The sequence below is a fragment of the Pseudomonas sp. QD4 genome (genome assembly GCF_049199125.1).
Lineage (GTDB): Bacteria > Pseudomonadota > Gammaproteobacteria > Pseudomonadales > Pseudomonadaceae > Aquipseudomonas.
Map to the genome: position 1 here is coordinate 66,233 of NZ_JBLZOM010000009.1, position 19,821 is coordinate 86,053.

General features: G+C 64.3%; 17 protein-coding genes. 13 read left to right on the forward strand and 4 right to left on the reverse strand.

Going from position 1 to position 19,821, the window contains the following annotated elements:
* Window positions 1-321 precede the first annotated feature (321 nt).
* Complete coding sequence (epsC, locus tag ACOZJV_RS31700; RefSeq protein ID WP_020299790.1) at window positions 322-1,248, reverse strand: serine O-acetyltransferase EpsC; 927 nt, start codon at window positions 1,246-1,248, stop codon at window positions 322-324.
* A gap of 191 nt (window positions 1,249-1,439) precedes the next feature.
* On the opposite strand from epsC, the gene ACOZJV_RS31705 reads away from it, so the two are divergent.
* The 12 genes from ACOZJV_RS31705 (at window position 1,440) to ACOZJV_RS31760 (ending at window position 13,088) form a co-directional block, all read left to right on the forward strand.
* A complete protein-coding gene (locus ACOZJV_RS31705) occupies window positions 1,440-2,435 on the forward strand; it encodes a D-cysteine desulfhydrase (RefSeq protein ID WP_421549326.1) in 996 nt (331 codons plus the stop codon).
* 273 nt (window positions 2,436-2,708) lie between these two features.
* Window positions 2,709-3,506: a cystine ABC transporter substrate-binding protein gene (gene tcyJ, locus ACOZJV_RS31710; protein WP_421549327.1), complete on the forward strand. Its 798-nt coding sequence runs from the start codon at window positions 2,709-2,711 to the stop codon at window positions 3,504-3,506.
* Entirely contained in the window at window positions 3,506-4,171 is a 666-nt protein-coding gene (gene tcyL / locus ACOZJV_RS31715; RefSeq protein ID WP_020299787.1) for a cystine ABC transporter permease, read from the forward strand. The genes tcyJ and tcyL overlap by 1 nt, the downstream gene beginning before the upstream one ends.
* A gap of 4 nt (window positions 4,172-4,175) precedes the next feature.
* Complete coding sequence (gene tcyN, locus ACOZJV_RS31720; protein WP_078469263.1) at window positions 4,176-4,928, forward strand: L-cystine ABC transporter ATP-binding protein TcyN; 753 nt, start codon at window positions 4,176-4,178, stop codon at window positions 4,926-4,928.
* Window positions 4,929-4,983: 55 nt separating this feature from the next.
* Window positions 4,984-5,364 carry a DUF2750 domain-containing protein gene (locus ACOZJV_RS31725; RefSeq protein ID WP_078469262.1) on the forward strand — a complete coding sequence of 127 codons (381 nt, stop codon included), beginning with the start codon at window positions 4,984-4,986 and terminating at the stop codon, window positions 5,362-5,364.
* Window positions 5,365-5,738: 374 nt separating this feature from the next.
* Entirely contained in the window at window positions 5,739-6,980 is a 1,242-nt protein-coding gene (locus tag ACOZJV_RS31730) for an SfnB family sulfur acquisition oxidoreductase (RefSeq protein WP_078469261.1), read from the forward strand.
* 23 nt (window positions 6,981-7,003) lie between these two features.
* Window positions 7,004-8,197, forward strand: coding sequence for an SfnB family sulfur acquisition oxidoreductase (locus ACOZJV_RS31735; protein WP_421549328.1), 1,194 nt, complete (start codon window positions 7,004-7,006; stop codon window positions 8,195-8,197).
* Entirely contained in the window at window positions 8,197-9,552 is a 1,356-nt protein-coding gene (locus ACOZJV_RS31740; protein ID WP_421549329.1) for an LLM class flavin-dependent oxidoreductase, read from the forward strand. Before ACOZJV_RS31735 ends, ACOZJV_RS31740 begins: the two co-directional genes overlap by 1 nt.
* A 206-nt stretch (window positions 9,553-9,758) precedes the next feature.
* Window positions 9,759-10,568: a MetQ/NlpA family ABC transporter substrate-binding protein gene (locus ACOZJV_RS31745; RefSeq protein WP_078469258.1), complete on the forward strand. Its 810-nt coding sequence runs from the start codon at window positions 9,759-9,761 to the stop codon at window positions 10,566-10,568.
* Window position 10,569: 1 nt separating this feature from the next.
* Window positions 10,570-11,694, forward strand: a complete 1,125-nt coding sequence (locus ACOZJV_RS31750) for a methionine ABC transporter ATP-binding protein (RefSeq protein WP_078469257.1) — start codon at window positions 10,570-10,572, stop codon at window positions 11,692-11,694.
* Window positions 11,684-12,328 (forward strand): methionine ABC transporter permease, encoded by a 645-nt coding sequence (locus ACOZJV_RS31755; protein WP_078469256.1) that lies wholly within the window; start codon window positions 11,684-11,686, stop codon window positions 12,326-12,328. Before ACOZJV_RS31750 ends, ACOZJV_RS31755 begins: the two co-directional genes overlap by 11 nt.
* Window positions 12,329-12,461: 133 nt before the next feature.
* A complete protein-coding gene (locus tag ACOZJV_RS31760) occupies window positions 12,462-13,088 on the forward strand; it encodes a class I SAM-dependent methyltransferase (RefSeq protein ID WP_078469255.1) in 627 nt (208 codons plus the stop codon).
* A 13-nt stretch (window positions 13,089-13,101) separates the two neighbouring features.
* Here ACOZJV_RS31760 and ACOZJV_RS31765 read toward each other — a convergent pair whose 3' ends face one another.
* Genes ACOZJV_RS31765 through ACOZJV_RS31775 form a run of 3 tightly spaced genes read right to left on the reverse strand, consistent with a single transcriptional unit; the run spans window position 13,102 to window position 18,322 of the window.
* Complete coding sequence (locus ACOZJV_RS31765; RefSeq protein WP_078469254.1) at window positions 13,102-16,152, reverse strand: efflux RND transporter permease subunit; 3,051 nt, start codon at window positions 16,150-16,152, stop codon at window positions 13,102-13,104.
* Window positions 16,149-17,231: an efflux RND transporter periplasmic adaptor subunit gene (locus tag ACOZJV_RS31770; RefSeq protein ID WP_078469253.1), complete on the reverse strand. Its 1,083-nt coding sequence runs from the start codon at window positions 17,229-17,231 to the stop codon at window positions 16,149-16,151. The genes ACOZJV_RS31765 and ACOZJV_RS31770 overlap by 4 nt, the downstream gene beginning before the upstream one ends.
* Window positions 17,228-18,322: an efflux RND transporter periplasmic adaptor subunit gene (locus ACOZJV_RS31775; protein WP_078469252.1), complete on the reverse strand. Its 1,095-nt coding sequence runs from the start codon at window positions 18,320-18,322 to the stop codon at window positions 17,228-17,230. The genes ACOZJV_RS31770 and ACOZJV_RS31775 overlap by 4 nt, the downstream gene beginning before the upstream one ends.
* A 244-nt stretch (window positions 18,323-18,566) precedes the next feature.
* On the opposite strand from ACOZJV_RS31775, the gene ACOZJV_RS31780 reads away from it, so the two are divergent.
* Window positions 18,567-19,742 carry an AAA family ATPase gene (locus ACOZJV_RS31780; protein WP_020299774.1) on the forward strand — a complete coding sequence of 392 codons (1,176 nt, stop codon included), beginning with the start codon at window positions 18,567-18,569 and terminating at the stop codon, window positions 19,740-19,742.
* The last annotated feature ends 79 nt before the right edge of the window (window positions 19,743-19,821 follow it).

A 19,821-nucleotide genomic window follows, 5' to 3' on the forward strand; every position in this document is an offset into this window, starting at 1 on the left:
GCAAAGGCAAGCCTCCTGTTGTGAGCGGGCAGCGAACTACCGATTTAACTTGAACGAGCGTTCAAGTTAAACATGGATGGGGGTTCGAGGACTAATCGCAAGGCTCAGCGGTACCTTCAGTACGCTAGCTCAAGGAAGGGTATGACGTAGGCGTGACGGGATCGTTCCGCAGAAAAATCATTGTCGACCGTGGCCGCTGCCGCTGGGCCGCGAGGGCGCCGAGGGGTGTCAGGTGGGCGCAAGGTGTTGCACAGGGCCAGCGCAGCCTCGTGGGCTCGGCAGCGGCTACAGGGCTGCGCGTGGCGTCAGGTGGGCGCAGTGTTACTTCTGCGTCCCATCGTCATGCTGCAGATTGGCCTGGGTCAGGTTGCAGCCGGCCGGCACGCTGCGGGTCAGCCAGACGTTGCCGCCGATGGTCGAACCCTGGCCGATGGTGATGCGCCCCAGAATCGTCGCGCCGGCGTAGATCACCACATCGTCCTCGACGATCGGGTGCCGGGGATGGCCCTTCTGCAACTGCCCGTCCTCGTCCGCCGGGAAGCGTTTGGCGCCCAGGGTCACAGCCTGATAAATCCGCACCCGCTCGCCGATGATCGCGGTTTCACCGATCACCACACCGGTCCCGTGGTCGATAAAGAAACTGCGGCCGATCTGCGCGCCCGGGTGAATATCGATGCCGGTCGCCGAGTGGGCAATTTCCGAGCTGATCCGCGCCAGCAGCGGCAACCCGGCGCGGTACAGGTGGTGCGCCAGGCGATGGTGAATCACCGCCAGAATCCCCGGGTAGCACAGCAGCACTTCATCCACGCTGCGCGCCGCGGGGTCGCCGTGGTAGGCCGCCAGCACGTCGGTATCGAGCAGCACCCGCAGGCCCGGCAGGGCCAGGGCGAAGTCCTGGATGATGCGGATGGCCTTGGCCTCGACGTCCTCGGCCTGCTCACCGCCATGGCGGGTCGCGTAGCGCAGTTCGAGGCGAGTCTGGGCCAGCAGCGCATTGAGGGCGGCGTCCAGGGTGTGGCCGACGTAGAAGTCTTCGCTTTCCTCGCGCAGGTCTACCGGGCCCAGGCGCATGGGGAACAAGGCACCGCACAAGGCTTCGAGAATCTCGGCCATGGCCGCTCGGGACGGCAGTTCCCGGCCGCCCTGTTCGCCACTGACACGACCATTGCGGGTACGCCACTGGTCGCGGGCATCACGCAGTTGGCCGACGATGGTCTGCAGTTGCCAATGGCTGGATCGCTCGCTCACGCTCAACACTCCTCACTCAGGTAGCCGGACAGTCTGGCTACGGAAACGGCATCCACTTTACGGTATGGGCCGCAGGCAAAATTAAGAACTAATTGTGCGGGCCTTAGCACTTTTTGACATATGCGATTGACGGTTGCCCGGGCAAATATCGCTGCCTATAGTCCCCGCATCCCATCAGCCCGTGCGCCCCCATGATCAAACAACAGCTAGCCCGCTTCGACCGACTCGACCTGCTTGGCCACGCCACCGCCCTGGAAAAACTCGAGCGCCTGTCCACCTGGCTCGGGCGCGATATCTACGTCAAACGCGACGACACCACGCCGCTGGCCATGGGCGGCAATAAATTGCGCAAGCTCGAATACCTGGCGGCGGATGCCTTGGCGGCGGGCGCCGACACCCTGATTACCGCCGGGGCCATCCAGTCCAACCACGTGCGCCAGACCGCCGCCCTGGCGGCCAAGCTGGGCCTGGGTTGCGTCGCCCTGCTGGAAAACCCCATCGGCACTGAAGACAGCCATTACCTGCACAGCGGCAACCGCCTGCTGCTGGACCTGTTCGACGCCAAGGTCGAGTTGGTGGACAACCTGGACCACGCCGACGAGCAATTGCAGGCCCTGGCCGAGCGCCTGCGCAGCAATGGCAAGAAGCCCTATCTGGTGCCGATTGGCGGTTCCAACGCCCTCGGCGCCCTGGGTTATGTGCGTGCGGGCCTGGAGCTGGCCGAGCAGATCAAGGACAGCGGCCTGGAATTCGCCGCCGTGGTCCTGGCCTCGGGCAGCGCCGGCACCCACAGCGGCCTGGCCCTGGCGTTGAGCGAGGCGTTGCCACAGTTGCCGGTGATCGGGGTGACCGTGTCGCGCACCGATGAAGCCCAACGGCCAAAGGTCCAGGGCCTGGCCGAACGCACTGCCCAATTGCTGGGCGTCGAGCTGCCGGCGAGTTTCAAGGTGGAACTGTGGGACGAATATTTCGCCCCGCGCTATGGCGAGCCGAATGCCGGCACCCTGGCCGCGGTGAAATTGCTGGCCAGCCAGGAGGGCCTGCTGCTGGACCCGGTCTACACCGGCAAAGCCATGGCCGGCCTGCTCGACGGCGTCGGCCGCCAGCGTTTCAATGACGGCCCGATCATCTTTCTCCACACCGGCGGCGCCCCAGCCCTATTCGCCTACGCCGGCGCCTTCGCCTGAGCTTCCGTAGCCGTCGTAGCCGCTGCCGAGCCCACTCGGCAGCGGCTACAGTTTGCGAGGTGAGTACACAACTCAACCAACCAAACTAAAAGGAATAACAAACTAAATTTATATTATTTTTAAACCTATAAAACGCGCTTTATAGTCGCGCCGCAGGCTCATTTGCCGCGAGACGCGCAGGCTGCATTTAAGGCAGGATGAGCGCTCGTCACGTTCCTCGATTGACCTGCATCTCCCACCCGCATTGCGCATAAGAAACCACAGGGGCTTGTCATGAATTTTTCTGCACTACGTCGAAATCTGCTTATTGGCACACTGGGTCTGGCCATCGGCGCCGGAATGCTGGGGCAGGCGGTTGCCGGTGAGCAACTGCAAAAGATCAAGGACGCCGGCGTGATCAACGTCGGCCTGGAAGGCACCTACCCGCCTTTCAGTTACGTCGATGAAAACGGCAAGCTGGCCGGCTTTGAAGTGGAATTCTCCGAAGCCCTGGCGCAAAAGCTCGGGGTCAAGGTCAAGCTGCAGCCGACCAAGTGGGACGGCATCCTCGCCGCCCTGGAATCCAAGCGTCTCGACGCCGTGGTCAACCAGGTCACCATTTCCGAGGAACGCAAGAAGAAGTACGACTTCTCGGTGCCGTACACCGTCTCCGGGATCCAGGCCCTGACCCAGAAAAAAGACGAAGGCAAATTCAAGACCGCCGCCGACCTGGGTGGCCACAAGGTCGGTGTCGGCCTGGGCACCAACTACGAGCAATGGCTCAAGGACAACGTACCGACCGCGATCATCAAGACCTATGACGATGATCCGACCAAGTACCAGGACCTGCGCGTAGGCCGCATCGAAGCGATCCTGGTGGACCGCCTGGCCGCCTTCGAACTGATCAAGAAAACCAATGACACCCTGGCCGTTTCCGGCGCTCCGTTCTCCCGTCAGGAAGCCGGTATCGCCCTGCGCAAAGGCGAACCCGAACTGCTGGCCGCAGTGAACAAGGCCATCGAGGAACTGCGCGCCGATGGCACGCTGAAAAAATTCTCGGAAAAATACTTCAACGCTGACGTCACTCAATAATGGAAGCAGGCCTTCAACTGGCGCTGGATTCGGCGCCCTTTCTGCTCAAGGGCGCCTACTACACGGTCATTCTCAGCCTGGGCGGCATGTTTTTCGGCTTGCTGCTGGGCTTCGGCCTGGCGCTGATGCGCCTGTCGCGCTTCAAGCTGCTGAGCTGGACCGCCAGGGTCTATGTGTCGTTCTTTCGCGGCACGCCGCTGCTGGTGCAACTGTTCGTGATCTATTACGGCTTGCCGCAATTGGGCATCGAACTGGACCCACTGCCGGCGGCACTGATCGGCTTCTCGCTGAACATGGCCGCCTACGCCTGTGAAATCCTGCGGGCCGCCATCAGCTCCATCGAGCGCGGCCAATGGGAAGCCGCCGCCAGCATCGGCATGACCCGCGCGCAGACCCTGCGCCGGGCGATCCTGCCCCAAGCCATGCGCACCGCGCTGCCGCCCCTGGGCAACAGTTTTATTTCACTGGTCAAGGACACGGCCCTGGCCGCCACCATCCAGGTGCCGGAACTGTTCCGCCAGGCGCAGCTGATTACCGCCCGGACCTTCGAAATTTTCACCATGTATCTTGCCGCCGCCCTGATCTACTGGATTCTTGCCAGCGCCCTGGCGCACCTGCAGAACCGGTTGGAAGCGCGGGTCAATCGGCATGACCAGGAGTCTTGAACCCATGATCGTGGTTGAAAAACTGACCAAGCAATTCAAGGGTCAGACTGTGCTCAATGGCATCGATCTGACCGTCGCCGCCGGCGAAGTGGTCGCCATCATCGGCCCCAGCGGCTCGGGCAAGACCACCTTCCTGCGCTGCCTGAATTTTCTCGAAGAACCCAGCAGCGGCCGGATAAAGGTCGGCGACATCGAAATCGACGGCAGCCGGCCCCTGAGCCAGCAACAGGGCCTGGTGCGCAAATTGCGCCAGCAGGTGGGTTTCGTGTTCCAGAACTTCAACCTGTTTCCCCATCGCACCGCGCTGGAGAACGTGATCGAAGGCCCGCTGGTGGTGAAAAAAACACCGCGCCACCTGGCCGAAGCCCTGGGCCGTCGGCTGCTGCTCAAGGTCGGCCTGGCGGGCAAGGAAGACGCCTACCCCCGGCGCCTGTCCGGTGGTCAGCAACAGCGCGTGGCGATTGCCCGGGCACTGGCCATGGAGCCGGAAGTGATCCTCTTCGACGAGCCCACTTCAGCCCTGGACCCGGAACTGGTGGGCGAGGTGCTGGCGACCATCCGCAGCCTGGCTGAAGAAAAACGCACCATGGTCATCGTCACCCACGAGATGAGCTTCGCCCGCGACGTGGCCAACCGGGTGATCTTCTTCGACAAGGGCGTGATCGTCGAACAGGGCGACGCCAAGGAGCTGTTCGCCCACCCCAAGGAAGAACGCACTCAGCAGTTTCTGAGCAAGTTTCTCAACCCCGGCACATGAAGCTTCGAACTTCTACAGCCGACTACCCGCTCCCATTCCAGACCATGGATGCCTGATGCTGGCCCCGCAGAAAATCCACAACCTGCTCCGGCTCTCGCCCCAGGCCCGGTGCGACTACCTGATTCGCAAGGTGGCGGATTTCCAGGTCATCTGGGGGCTGTTCGCGGACGGCTGGGCCACTGCGGGCTCTGCCCAGGCCAGCGCCATACCATTCTGGCCGGAGGCGGACTTCGCCGCCTTGTGCGCCCATGGCCCATGGCAGGGCTTCCAACCCAAGCCCATTGAACTGACCCATTTCCTCTCCCACTGGCTGCCCGGCATGCAGCGCGACGCCACGCTTTGCCTGGTGTTTGCAGATGCGCACGGGCAAGGCCTGTTGCTGCCCCCCGAATCGCTGCTGCAATCGCTCACCGACGAGTTGGATCAGTACCAGTAACGCCTGGGACGCCGCCTGAACGTCCACCGCTGATCGCCTGCCATCGGGTGTTTTCACCCCCCGCCCGTCCTCTTCGCTGCCGACGAAAAATGCTCGCCGGCGGCAGCCACACGCCGCGCCAGCCCGCAGCCGCTGGGCCGCAACCTGTCATCCTGCCGTATACGTAAACCCCTTCTATGTATATTCCTAAAAGTTAGTTTATTTAATTTTTATACACGCATAGGGTATATGCACCGGACCACCGGACATTCTTTGATTCTGATTTCGCCGCACGACCGCGGCATATCCATGAGATGTGAGGTAGGTATGGTCCGGAACACAATCACCCCAGTGCAGATCGCCAGGGCATTGCGTGCAGCCAAGGAGTGGCGCTGATGTCCAATCTGGCCGATGCAAAAGTCCAGAGCGATCTGGATATCGCCCCCCTGTTGCTGCCCGCACAGGTCCTGCTCAACGACGCCCAAGCCCTGCAAGCCGCTCATGAACTGGCCGCTGCCGCGCGCCAGCAGGCCGCGCAGCGCGATCGCCAGCGCAAGCTGCCCTGGGCGCAGATCGAGCAATTCACCCGCAGCGGCCTGGGCAGTATTGCCATCCCCCGCGAATACGGTGGCCCGCAGGTTTCATTCGTGACCCTGGCCGAGGTCTTCGCCATTGTTTCCGCCGCCGACCCGGCCCTGGGGCAGATCCCGCAAAACCAGTTCGGCGTGCTCAACCTGGTCCTGGCCAGCGCCACCGAACGACAGAAAAAACACCTGTTCCAGAGCGTGCTCGAAGGCTGGCGCATCGGCAATGCCGGCCCCGAGCGCGGCACCAAAAATACCCTGGAACTCAAGGCACGCATCACCGCCGATGGTGACGGCTACGTGATCAACGGCCAGAAGTTCTACTCCACCGGCGCGCTGTTCGCGCACTGGGTGGCGGTCAAGGCCCTCAACGATGACGGCAAGCAAGTGCTGGCGTTCGTACGTCGCGGCACCCCGGGCCTGCGCATCGTCGACGATTGGTCGGGCTTCGGCCAGCGCACCACCGCCAGCGGCACCATCCTGCTCAACAACGTGCGGGTCGACGCCGACCTGGTGGTGGACAACTGGCGGATCAACGAGGTGCCCAATATCCAGGGCGCGGTGTCGCAACTGATCCAGGCCGCCATCGACGCCGGCATTGCTCGGGCGGCGATCGACGACGCCATCAGTTTTGTCCGTGAACGAGCGCGGCCCTGGGTCGACGCCAACGTCGAGCGCGCCAGCGATGACCTGTATGTGATCGCCGATATCGGCAAGCTGAAAATCGAACTGCACGCCGCCGAGGCGCTGTTGCGCAAGGCCGGCCGGGTGCTGGACCAGGTCAACGCGGCGCCGATCACCGCCGAGTCCGCAGCCCGCGCCTCGATTGCCGTGGCCGAAGCCAAAGTGCTGACCACCGAAATCTCGTTGCAGGCCAGCGAGAAGCTGTTCGAACTGGCCGGCAGCCGCGCCACCCTGGCCGAATTCAACCTCGACCGCCACTGGCGCAACGCGCGGGTACACACCCTGCACGACCCGGTGCGCTGGAAATACCACGCCGTAGGCGCTTATCACCTGAACGGCACGTTGCCTGCTCGCCATTCCTGGATCTGACAACCAGACCACTGGAGAAGTACATGACTCTTTCCCAACACGTCGCGGTCATAACCAGCGATGAGCAAGCCCTGATTGTCGCCAGCGACCTGGCCGAAGATTTCAAACGCGACAGCGCCCTGCGCGATCGCGAACGTCGCCTGCCGCACCCGGAACTGGAAGTGTTTTCCCGCTCGGGCCTGTGGGGCATCAGCGTGCCCAAGGAGTACGGCGGTGCCGGCGTATCCAATGTCACCCTGGCCAAAGTCACCGCGCTGATCGCCCAGGCGGATGCCTCCCTCGGGCAGATCCCGCAAAACCATTTTTACGCCCTGGAGGTGCTGCGGGTTAATGGCAGCCCCGAGCAGAAACAACGGCTGTACGCCGAAGTCCTGGCCGGCCGCCGCTTCGGCAATGCCCTGGCGGAACTGGGGACCAAGACCGCCCACGACCGCACCACGACCCTGACCCGTGACGGCGATGGCTACCGCATCAATGGCCGCAAGTTCTACGCCACCGGCGCCATCTACGCCCAGCGCATCCCGACCTCGGTGGTGGATGAACAGGGTGTGCAGCAATTGGCCTTCGTCCAGCGTGACAGCCAGGGCCTGAGCGTGATCGATGACTGGTCAGGCTTTGGCCAGCGCACCACCGGCAGCGGCTCGGTGCTGTTTGAAAACGTCTACATCGCCGCCCAGGACGTGGTCCCGTTCCAGAGCGCCTTCGAGCGCCCGACCACGGTCGGCCCGCTGGCGCAGATCCTCCACGCCGCCATCGACACCGGCATCGCCCGCGCCGCTTATGAGGACGCGCTGCATTTCGTGCGGACCAAGACCCGGCCGTGGATCGACGCCACCAGCGACAAGGCCACCGAAGACCCGCTGACCCTCAAGAGCTTCGGCCACCTGAGCATCCGCCTGCACGCCACCGAGGCGCTGCTGGAACGCTCAGGGGAGTTCCTCGACCTGGCCCAGGCCCAGACCAACGCCGAGACCGTGGCCGCCGCCTCGATCGCGGTCGCCGAAGCCCGCGCCCTGAGCACCGAAATTTCCCTGGCCGCCGGCAGCACCCTGTTCGAGCTGGCCGGCAGCCAGGCAACCCTGGCCGAGCACGGCCTTGACCGTCACTGGCGCAACGCCCGGGTGCACACCCTGCACGACCCGGTGCGCTGGAAGTACCACGCCGTGGGCAATTACTACCTGAATGAAACGAACCCGCCACTGCGGGGGACGATCTGATGGGGGCGAAGAAAAAGATCCTGCTCAATGCTTTCAACATGAACTGCATCGGGCATATCAACCACGGTCTGTGGACTCACCCACGGGACAACTCGACCCAATACAAAACCCTCGCCTACTGGACCGAACTGGCCCAGTTGCTGGAGCGCGGGCTGTTCGACGGACTGTTTATCGCCGACATCGTCGGCGTGTACGACGTCTATCAGAACTCAGTGGACGTCACGCTGAAAGAGTCGATCCAGCTGCCGGTCAATGACCCGCTGCTGCTGGTTTCGGCCATGGCCGCCGTGACGAAAAACCTCGGTTTCGGCCTGACCGCCAACCTCACCTACGAGCCGCCGTATCTGTTCGCCCGGCGCATGTCGACCCTTGACCACCTGAGCAGCGGCCGGGTCGGCTGGAACATCGTCACCGGCTACCTGGACAGCGCGGCCAAGGCCATGGGCCTGTCGGAACAGGTGGAACACGACCGGCGCTACGACCAGGCCGATGAGTACCTGGAGGTGCTGTACAAACTCTGGGAAGGCAGCTGGGAAGACGACGCGGTGCTCAACGACCCGGCGCAGCGGATCTACGCCCAGCCGGACAAAGTGCACAAGGTCGAGCACAAGGGCGAGTTCTATCAGGTCGAGGGGTATCACCTCTGCGAGCCTTCGCCCCAGCGGACCCCGGTGCTGTTCCAGGCCGGCAGTTCGGACCGCGGGTTGCTGTTCGCCGGGCGTCACGCCGAGTGCGTCTTCATCAGCGGCCAGAACAAGCCGTCGACCAAGGCCCAGGTGGACAAGGTCCGCGCCAGCGCCGTGGCCGCCGGGCGCAATCCCGAAGACATCAAGCTGTTCATGGGCCTCAACGTGATTGTCGGCGAGACCGAGGAAGCCGCCTGGGCCAAGCACGCCGAGTACCGCAGCCACGCCAGCGCCGAAGCCGGTGTCGCGCACTTCTCGGCTTCGACCGGCATCGACTTCGCCCAGTATGAAATCGACGAGCCGATCCAGTACGTGAAGAGCAACGCCATCCAGTCGGCCACCAAGAACCTGCAGAACAACGACTGGACCCGACGCAAATTGCTCGACCAGCACGCCCTCGGCGGGCGCTACATCACCGTGGTCGGCTCGGCGCAGCAAGTGGCGGATGAACTGGAATCGTGGATCGCCGAAACCGGCCTCGACGGCTTCAACCTGACCCGCATCGTGACTCCGGAAAGCTACGTCGATTTCATCGACCTGGTGATCCCGGAACTGCAACGACGCGGCTCGTACAAGACCGCCTACGACAACGGCACCTTGCGCGAAAAGCTGTTCCGCCAGGACCGCAAGCTGCCTGAACAACACACCGGCGCGGCCTACCGCCACTGAGGCCCTCGTGGCGAGGGAGCTTGCTCCCGCTGGGTCGCGTAGCGGCCCCAAATCCGGGCGACGCAGTTTCTCCAGGAATACCGAGTTATCAGGGTTTGGGCTTGCTTCGCAAGCCTGCGGGAGCACGCTCCCTCGCCACAGACAGCGGTCTTCGCTGCGTCCACAAAAATTGCTCAACTCATTCGTATCGACTGGACATAACCACCATGAAAAGCAAACTCCTGAGCCACCCAGTCAAAGCACTGGTCCTCGCCCTCGGACTCTTCAGCGGCGCCGTGTTTGCCGCCGACAAACCCCTCAAGGTCGGCACCACCGCGGCCTTTGCCATCCCCCTGGAAGCCGCCGTTGAAGAGGCTGGCAAACAGGGCCTGAAAGTCGAGCTGGTGGAGTTCACCGACTGGATCGCGCCCAACGTCAGCCTCGCGGCCGGCGACATCGATGTGAACTACTTCCAGCACATCCCGTTCCTGGAAAACGCCAAGGCCGCCGCCGGTTTTGACCTGGTGCCCTTCGCCCCGGGGATCATCAACAACGTCGGCCTGTACTCGAAGAAATACAAAAGCTTCGACGAACTGCCCGAAGGCGCCAGCGTCGCCATCGCCAACGACCCGATCAACAGCGGGCGCGGCCTGCAACTGCTGGCCAAGGCCGGTTTGATCACCCTCAAGCCGGGCGTGGGCTACAAGGCCACCGAAGACGACATCATCGCCAACCCGAAAAAGATCAAGATCCTCCAGGTCGAGGCCGTGCAACTGGTACGCGCCTATGACGATGCCGATCTGGTCCAGGGCTACCCGGCGTACATCCGCCTGGCCAAGACCTTCGATGCCGGCTCCGCCCTGCTGTTCGACGGCCTGGACCACAAGGAGTACGTGATCCAGTTCGTGATCCAGCCCAAGAGCAAGACCGACCCGCGGCTGATCAAGTTCGTCGATATCTACCAGCATTCGCCGGCTGTGCGCGCCGCCCTGGATAAAGCCCACGGCAAGCTCTACCAAGCCGGCTGGGAAGGCTGAGATGAGCGTCGCCAGCCTGCAGCGCAAGCTGCCCGAACAACAGCCCCACAGCGCCCAGCAGGCTGAGCTGCACCCGCAGCTCAACCGCGCCCACGTGCGCTTCGTCGGCCTGGGCAAGACCTACCAGGGCGCGCAAGGCCCGGTGCCGGCCCTGCAGGGCATCGACCTGGCGATCCAGCACGGCGAGGTGTTCGGCATCATCGGCCGCAGCGGCGCCGGCAAGTCGTCGCTGATCCGCACCATCAACCGCCTGGAGCAACCCAGCAGCGGCCGGGTACTGATCGACCATGTGGACATCGGCGAATTCGACGAAGACCGCCTGGTGGAACTGCGCCGGCGCATCGGCATGATCTTCCAGCACTTCAACCTGATGTCGGCCAAGACCGTGTGGCAGAACGTCGAGCTGCCGCTGAAGGTGGCCGGCGTGCCCAAGGAGCAACGCCAGAACAAAGTCCGCGAGCTGCTGGAGCTGGTGGGCCTGCAGGACAAACACAAGGCTTACCCGGCGCAGTTGTCGGGCGGGCAGAAGCAGCGGGTCGGGATCGCCCGGGCCCTGGTGCATGACCCGGCGATTCTGCTGTGCGACGAGGCCACCTCGGCCCTGGACCCGGAGACCACCCAGTCGATCCTCGGCCTGCTCAAGGAGATCAACCAGCGCCTGGGCCTGACCATCGTCCTGATCACCCACGAGATGGCAGTGATCCGCGATATCTGTGACCGGGTGGTGGTGCTTGAACACGGGCGCATTGTCGAGCAGGGCCCGGTCTGGGAAGTGTTCGGCAACCCGCAGCACGAGGTCAGCAAAACCCTGCTCGCACCCTTGCAGCATGGCTTGCCGCAGGAGCTGCAGCAGCGCCTGCGGGCGCAACCGGAGTCGGCCCAGGCCGCCGTGGTGCTGCGCTTGCAGTTCACCGGCGCCAGCGGCGACGAGCCGGACCTGGCGGCGCTGTTCAGTGCCCTGGGCGGGCGCGTGCGGCTGTTGCAGGGCGGTGTGGAACGGATCCAGGGGCATGCCCTGGGGCAATTGCTGCTGGCGGTGAGCGGTTCGTCCCTGGGCGCTGAAGAACTGCGCCAGCGCGCGGGCGACTGGGCACAACAGGTGGAGGTGCTGGGTTATGTGGTTTGACCGTTTGCTGCAAGGGGTCATCGACACCTTTTTGATGGTCGGCGTGTCCTCGCTGATCGCCCTGCTGGCGGGGATTCCGCTGGCGGTGATCCTGGTCACCAGTTCCAAGGGCGGGATCTATGAAGCTCCGGCCCTGAATCGGGCGCTGGGGGCGTTTGTGAATCTGTTTCGCTCGATCCCGTTCCTGATCCTGATGGTGGCGCTGATCCCCTTTACCCGGCTGATTGTCGGCACCACCTATGGCGTCTGGGCCGCCGTGGTGCCGCTGACCATCGCCGCGACGCCGTTCTTCGCGCGGATCGCCGAAGTCAGCCTGCGGGAGGTCGACCATGGGTTGATCGAAGCAGCGCAGGCCATGGGCTGCCGACGCTGGCACATCGTCTGGCACGTGCTGCTGCCCGAGGCACTGCCGGGGATCGTGGGGGGCTTCACCATTACCCTGGTGACCATGATCAACTCCTCGGCCATGGCCGGCGCCATCGGTGCCGGCGGCCTGGGCGACATCGCCTACCGCTACGGCTACCAGCGTTTTGACAGCCAGGTGATGCTCACCGTCATCGTGCTGCTGGTGATCCTGGTTGCCGCCATCCAACTGGGCGGCGACCGCCTGGCACGAATCCTCAACAAACGCTGACGGTAGCCGCACGTAGCCGCTGCCGAGCCTGCGGCAGCGGCTACAACTCGTCGCTGCGTTGGTCATTGGTTGAACGTTGCCCCTGGGCGACTTGGGGTATATTCGGCCCCTCTCCCTTCTTCGCGCAGCTGCCATGAAACTCGCCCCCGACGACCTCGACCAGATCACCGCCACCACCCTCGGCCATTACAACCAGGTTGCCGAAGGCTTTCGCGAAGGTACGCGCGATCATGATGTGAGCCAGAACATCGATGCGCTGCTGCGGCATATCCAGGGCACGGCTCCGTTTACCGTGCTGGATTTCGGCTGCGGCCCGGGCCGCGATTTGCAGACTTTCACCCGCATGGGCCATGTCGCGGTCGGCCTCGACGGCTCCGAACGTTTTGCGCAAATGGCCCGCGACGACAGTGGCTGTGAGGTCTGGCAACAGGACTTTCTCAAGCTCGAGCTGCCCGCCGCCCACTTCGACGGGATCTTTGCCAACGCGGTGCTGTTTCACATCCCGTTGCAGGAGCTGCCTCGGATCCTCAAGCAACTGCACGCCACGCTGAAACCGGGCGGCGTGCTGTTCAGCTCCAATCCGCGGGGCGACAACCGCGAGGGCTGGAACGGCGAACGCTACGGCTCGTACCACGATCTGCCGGCCTGGCAGGCTTTGCTGACCGCCGCCGGCTTCGTCGAACTGGAACACTACTACCGCCCCGCCGGATTACCGCGCGAGCAGCAGCCGTGGCTGGCCAGCGTCTGGCGCAAGGCCTGACGCGGCCGGCGGCTCACGCCTGCTGCTGCGGTTCCTTGATTTTGTACCAGGCCACATAGAGCGCCGGCAGGAACAACAGGGTAAGCAGGGTGGCGACGATAATGCCGCCGATCATGGCGTAGGCCATCGGCCCCCAGAACACTTCGCGGGCGATGGGGATCATCCCCAGGCTCGCCGCCGCTGCGGTCAGCAGGATCGGCCGGCGCCGGTGCTGGGTGGCTTCCACCACCGCATCCCAGGGTGAATAACCGTCCTTCTCGAAGGCATCGATCTGGGTCACCAGGATCACCGAGTTGCGGATGATGATGCCGATCAGCGCAAGGATCCCGAGGATCGCCACAAAGCCCATGGGCGTGCCCGTCGGCACCAGGGCCAGGACCACGCCGATCAGGCCCAGGGGCGCGACGCTGGCCACCAGGAACATCTTCTGCACGCTGTGCAACTGGATCATCAGGAAGGTCGCCATCAGGAACAGCATCAGCGGCACCACCTTGGCAATCGGCCCCTGGGCCTTGCCGCTCTCCTCCACTGTGCCGCCGGTGGCCACCGAGTAACCCACCGGCAACGCCGACGAGAACCGGTCGATGGTCGGCTTGAGTTGCTTGACCAGGTCGGTGGGCTGGATCTCGTCGCGCACCGCGGCCTTGATGGTGATGGTCGGCTTGCGGTCGCGACGCCAGACCAGCGGCTGCTCCAGCTCGTAACGCACGGTGGCGAAGGCCAGCAGCGGAATCGAGGTGCCGTTGGGGGTGACGATCTGCAGGTTCTGCAGGGTCTCCGGCGAACCGCGTTCGTTATCGTCGGCACGCCCGACCACATTGATCAGGTAAATATCGTCATGCACCTGGGTCACGGTGGAGCCGCTGACGATGCTGTTCATCAAGCGCGCCACATCTTCGGAAGACAGCCCCAGCTGCCGCGCCTTGTCCTGGGCGATGTCGATGCGCAGCACTTTGCCCGGCTCGTTCCAGTCGTAGATGATCTCGCCGATATGGCTGTTCTTATCCAGCTCGGTGGCCAGTTCGATGGCGTGCTTGCGCACCTGATCGATGTCCTTGCCGCTGACCCGGTACTGGATCGGCCGCCCCACCGGCGGACCCATTTCCAGGGCCTGCACGTAGCTGCCGATGCCGACGAAGTCTTCACGCAGACGCTTCTGCAGGCGCTGGGTCAGGGCCGTGCGCTGCTCCAGGCCTTTGCTGACGATCACCAACTGCGCGTAATAGGGGTTTTGCAGTTGCTGGTCCAGGGGCAGGTAGAAGCGGATCGCGCCTTCGCCGATGTAGGTGCTCCAGCGCTCGATATCCGGGTCGTCCTTGAGGGTCGCCTCCAGGCGATCCACGGCCAAGCGCGTCTCGTTGATCGAGGCGTTCTGCGGCAGGTTGAGGTCGACCAGGATTTCCGGGCGGTCGGAAGACGGGAAGAACTGGTTCTGCACGAAACGCATGCAAAACACCGACAGCGCGAACAGCAGCACGGTGATGCCGATGGCCCACCAGCGGTTGCGCATGGCCCACAGCAGGCCGCCGTTGAAGGCCCGGCCAACCCGCCCCGGTTCATTGGAGTGGGGTTTGACCTTGCTGCTGAGGATGTGAATGCCGATCACCGGCGCGAACAGCACCGCCACCACCCAGGACACCAGCATCGCCACCGCGATCACCGCAAACAGGGTGAAGGTGTATTCGCCGGCAGAGCTGGCGTTGAGGCCGATGGGCACAAAACCGGCCACCGTGACCAGGGTCCCGGTGAGCATGGGAAACGCGGTCGAGGTGTAGGCGAAGGTCGCCGCCTGCTCTTTGGTCTCGCCCATTTCCAGGCGCGTGACCATCATCTCCACCGTGATCATGGCGTCGTCCACCAGCAGCCCCAGGGCGATGATCAGGGCGCCGAGGGAGATGCGCTGCATGGTGATGCCGCTGTACTCCATGAACACAAAGACCATGGCCAGCACCAGCGGAATCGAGCAGGCCACCACCAACCCGGCGCGCACGCCGAGGCTGATGAAACTCACCACCAGCACGATCACCACCGCCTCGAACAGCGCGCTGGTAAAGCCGCCCACCGCCTCTTCCACCACTTCGGCCTGGTCCGAGACCTTGTGCACCCCGACCCCCACTGGGAGGTCGGCGGTCAGCTCGCTCATGCGCGCGTGCAGCGCCTTGCCGAAGTCCTGGATGTTGCCGCCCTTCTTCATCGCAATCGCCAGGCCGATGGCCGGCTGGCCGTTGAAGCGGAACATCGGCGTCGACGGGTCGACGTAGCCGCGGCTGATATCGGCAATATCCGCCAGGCGATAGAAGCGGTCATTGAGCCGCAGGTTGACCGTGGCCAGGTCCTTCTCGGAAGCGAACTGCCCCGAGGTACGCACGGAAATCCGCTCCGGCCCGGCCTCGATCACCCCGGCCGGGGTCACCGCATTCTGTGATTGCAGGCTTTGCAGGACCTGGCGCTGATCAATGCCCAGGGCCGCCAGCTTGCGGGTCGAGAAGTTCAGGTAGATGACTTCATCCTGCTCGCCGACCATCTCCACCTTGCCCAGATTCGGCACCTGGCGGATCTCGGCGCGCACCTGTTCCACATAGTCGCGCAGTTGCCGCAGGCTGAGGCCGTCGGCAGTAAAGGCGTAGATCGAACCGAACACATCACCGAACTCGTCGTTGAACCCGGGGCCCTGAATGCCCTGGGGGAAGTCGCCGCGAATGTCGTTGATCTTCTTGCGCACCTGGTACCAGATCTCGGGGATGTCCTTGGCACTGGTGGTGTCGCGCAAGTAGACGAACACCGTGGACTCGCCGGGGCGGGTGTAGCTTTTCACGTAGTCGAGGGAATCGAGTTCTTCGAGTTTTTTCTCGATGCGGTCGGTGACCTGCTTCAGGGTTTCTTCCTGGGTCGCCCCCGGCCAGCGGGTGGAAATCACCATGGTCTTGATGGTGAAGGAAGGGTCTTCCTCGCGGCCCAGGTTGAGGTAGGAGAAGACGCCCATCAGCAGCGCGACGAACATCAGGTACCAGACAAACGACTGATGCTTGATGGCCCACTCGGATAAATTGAAGCTCCCTTTCATCGCGGGGCGTCCTCGTCGATTTTGACTTTCTGCCCCGGTTTGAGGCTGTTGACGCCGGCGCTGACCACCCGCTCACCGGCCTTGACGCCCTTGCCGATCAGGGCCGAATTCGCGTCGCGACGCAGCACCGTGACCTCCCGTGGGGCCACGGTCTGGTTCTGGGTATCGATGACCCAGATCCGGGTCTTGCCGTCGACCTCCTGCACCGCCGACAGCGGCAGCTCGGTGCGCGGTTCGATGGCCGAACTGAGGCTGACGCTGATCGCCGTGCCCAGGCGGAAGCCATCGGGGGTCTCGGTCAGGGTCAGGCGTGCGCGGCGGGTGCGGGTCGCGCTCTGCGCCTGGGGTTCGATCTCGCGGACGATGGCCGTGGTGTTGATGCTCGGGTCCAGCTGCGCCGCGACCTTGAACACCACATCCGCCGGCAGTTGATCCACCAGGCTGGCTGGCAGGTCGATCACCGCTTCCTTGATGTCCGGGCGGGCCAGGGTCACCACTTGCTGGCCGGCGGTGACCACCTGGCCAGCCTCGGCGTTCCAGGCGGTGACCACGCCGCCGTGATCGGTGCGCAACTCGCTGTAGGTGAGCTGGTCCCGGGCCTGGCTCACCGAGGCCTTGGCCTGGGCCAGGGAGGCGCCGGTGGTTTGCAGATCGGTCAGGGCGATGTCCAGCTGGGCCTGGGCGCCCACCCCGCGATCGAACAGCTCCTGCTGGCGCCGGGCATTGGCCTGGGCATTGATCCACTGGGCCTCGATCCGCGCCAGGTCACCCTGGGCCGCGCGCAACTGGTTCTGCTGATCGGTGGGGTCCAGGGTCGCGAGCAGCGCGCCCTGCTCGACCTCGGCGCCGACATCCACGTTGCGATTGGCGATCCGCCCCGGCACACGAAACCCCAGGTGGGTCTCGTAGCGGGCCTGGATGCTCCCGGCAAAACGCCCCAGGCTTTCCTCGGACTCGGGTTTGATTTCAATCGACAGCACCGGGCGCACCGGCTCGGGCGCCGGCTCCTCCCTGGAGCAACCCGGCAACAGCGCCACGCTGCACAACAGCGCGGCGAACGGCAACGACAGGCGCATCATGGCTGGGCTCCCTGGGCTTTATCCTCGGCGGCGATCTCGACGAACATCTGCGGATGCAGCAACTGCCCGCCGGCCACCACTACTTTTTCACCGCCCTTGAGGCCTTCGCCGATGATCACTTTGCCGGTCAGGTAGCGCGCGACCTTGACCGTGTGCAGCTCGGTCTTGCCGTCCTCGCCCACCAGCCACACGGCGGGCTCGCTCAAGTTCTTGGTCAGCGCCGACCAGGGCAGCTCGACGCTGGCGGTGCCCGGCGCGCTGGCGGTGGCACTCACCACCGAGCCCAGGTCCATGCCCGCCGGCAACTCCTTGAGCGCCACCTTGACCTGCACCGTGCCGCTGTCGGCCGAAACCACCGGGGTCACCTCGCGGATGGTGCCGGTGGTCTTGACCTGGGGGTTGTCCAGCAGGCTGATGACGATCAGCGCGTTATCCGGCGGGGCCATCAGCAACGATTCATAAACGTTGAACACCGCGTCGCGCTCGCCGTCCCGCGCCAGGCTGAAAATCGGCACCGTGGCCTGCACCACCTGGCCGACTTCGGCCTGGCGCGCGGTAATGATGCCGGGGGCCTCGGCCACCAGCGCGGTATAGCTCAGTTGCTCGCGGGCATTGGCCAACTGCGCCTGGGCTGCGGTCAGGGCGCTCTGGCTGCTGCGCAGGGCGGCCTGGGCCGAGTCGTATTCACTTTGGCTGGTGTAGCCCTTGGGCAGGAGTTTTTGCTGGCGCACAAAAGCGGCGGCGGCCTGCTTGACCCGCGCCTGCTCGGCCGATACCGAGGCCGCGGCGGAGTCGACGTTGGTCTGCAGGTCCTTGGGGTCGAGTCGGGCCAGTACTTGCTGGGCTGAAACCCGGTCGCCGACATCCACTGCGCGCTGGATGATCTTGCCACCCACGCGAAACGACAATTCGGTCTGCACCCTGGCCTGGATATCGCCGGTAAGGGTCACGGAGGGGGCGAAGTCGCTGCTGCGCACTTCCATCACCCGCACGCGCGGGCGCTCCTTTTCCACGGGCTTTTCCGCACCACAGCCGCAGAGTAGAGCCAGCAAGCTCAACGCCACTACCCACTTCGATTCGAGACCAGCCATGCAGGCTCCTTTGCGTGATGCTGTCGTGCCAGTGACGTTACGACTGTGAGCTTAGAACAGGGTTCCATCGCTGCACGCACCGTGTTCACCGGGGTGAGGGAACATGCCCATACCGGCCTTTGAGCAAACCGCGACCTCAGGTTTTGCGTCCGCTGCGCGAGCGAGCGGGAGCAAGCTCCCTCGCCACAACCCTCCCTTTGCGCCAAATCAGGCACACTCCCCACCACGCAAAAGGAGACCCGGCATGCTCAAGACCCTGGCGGTGGCCAATTACCGCTCGATCAACAAACTGGTGATCCCGCTGGAGCGGCTGAACCTGATCACCGGCCCCAACGGCAGCGGCAAGTCCAATCTGTACCGGGCCTTGCGCCTGCTGGCCGAGACTGCCCAGGGCGGCGTGGTCAATGCCCTGGCTCGCGAAGGCGGCTTGCAATCGACCTTCTGGGCCGGGCCGGAAAGCATCAGCCGGCGCATGCGCAGCGGCGAAGTGGCGATTGAAGGCGGCGGGCCGCGCAAGAAAGTCACGCGCCTGCGCCTGGGATTCGCCGCGGAGGATTTCAGCTACGCCATCTCCCTCGGCCTGCCCGAGCCGCCGCCACCGCTGAACCTGTCGGCCTTCGCCCTCGATCCGGAAATCAAGAAGGAATGCATCTGGGCCGGGCCGCTGTATCGCCCGTCCAGCCTGCTGGTGGGTCGCGCCGGGCCGATGATCCGCACCCGCGAAGGGCGCACTTGGGACGTGATCGCGCAGCACACCGCGACCTTTGACAGCCTGTTCGATCAAGTCGGCAGCCTGCGCTCCTCGCCCGAGGTGTTGCTGCTGCGGGAAAGCATCCGTGGCTGGCGTTTTTATGACCACTTTCGCAGCGATGCCGACGCACCGGCACGCCAGCCGCAACTGGGCACCCGAACCCCGGTGCTGCACCACGACGGTCGCGACCTGGCGGCCGCCCTGCAGACCATCCTCGAAATTGGCGACCCCGAGGCGTTGCACCAGGCTATCGGCGATGCATTCCCGGGCGCACGGTTGCAGATCGCGCCGCTGCAAGGGGGGCGCTTCGCCATTGAGTTCTATCAGGAAGGATTGCTGCGTCCGCTGTCAGCCGCCGAGTTGTCGGACGGCACCTTGCGCTACCTGCTGCTGATCGCGGCGTTACTGACCCCGCGGCCGCCGACGCTGATGGTGCTCAACGAGCCGGAAACCAGTCTGCACCCGGACCTGCTGCCCGCCCTGGCGCGCCTGATCATCCGTGCCTCGCAACACTGCCAGGTGTGGGTGGTGTCCCACGCCAGCCGACTGATCGCCGCCTTGCAACAGGACCCCGAATGCAACTCCATCGTCCTGGAGAAGAACTTCGGTCAAACCGAAATCGTCGGCCAGGGCATGCTTGACGAACCGGCGTGGCATTGGCCGGATTAGACCCGTTGGGTGTCAGTTGGCATAGCGGCACAGCGCAGCCTCGCGGGCTCGGCAGCGGCTACAGGGCGGTGCTGTAGCC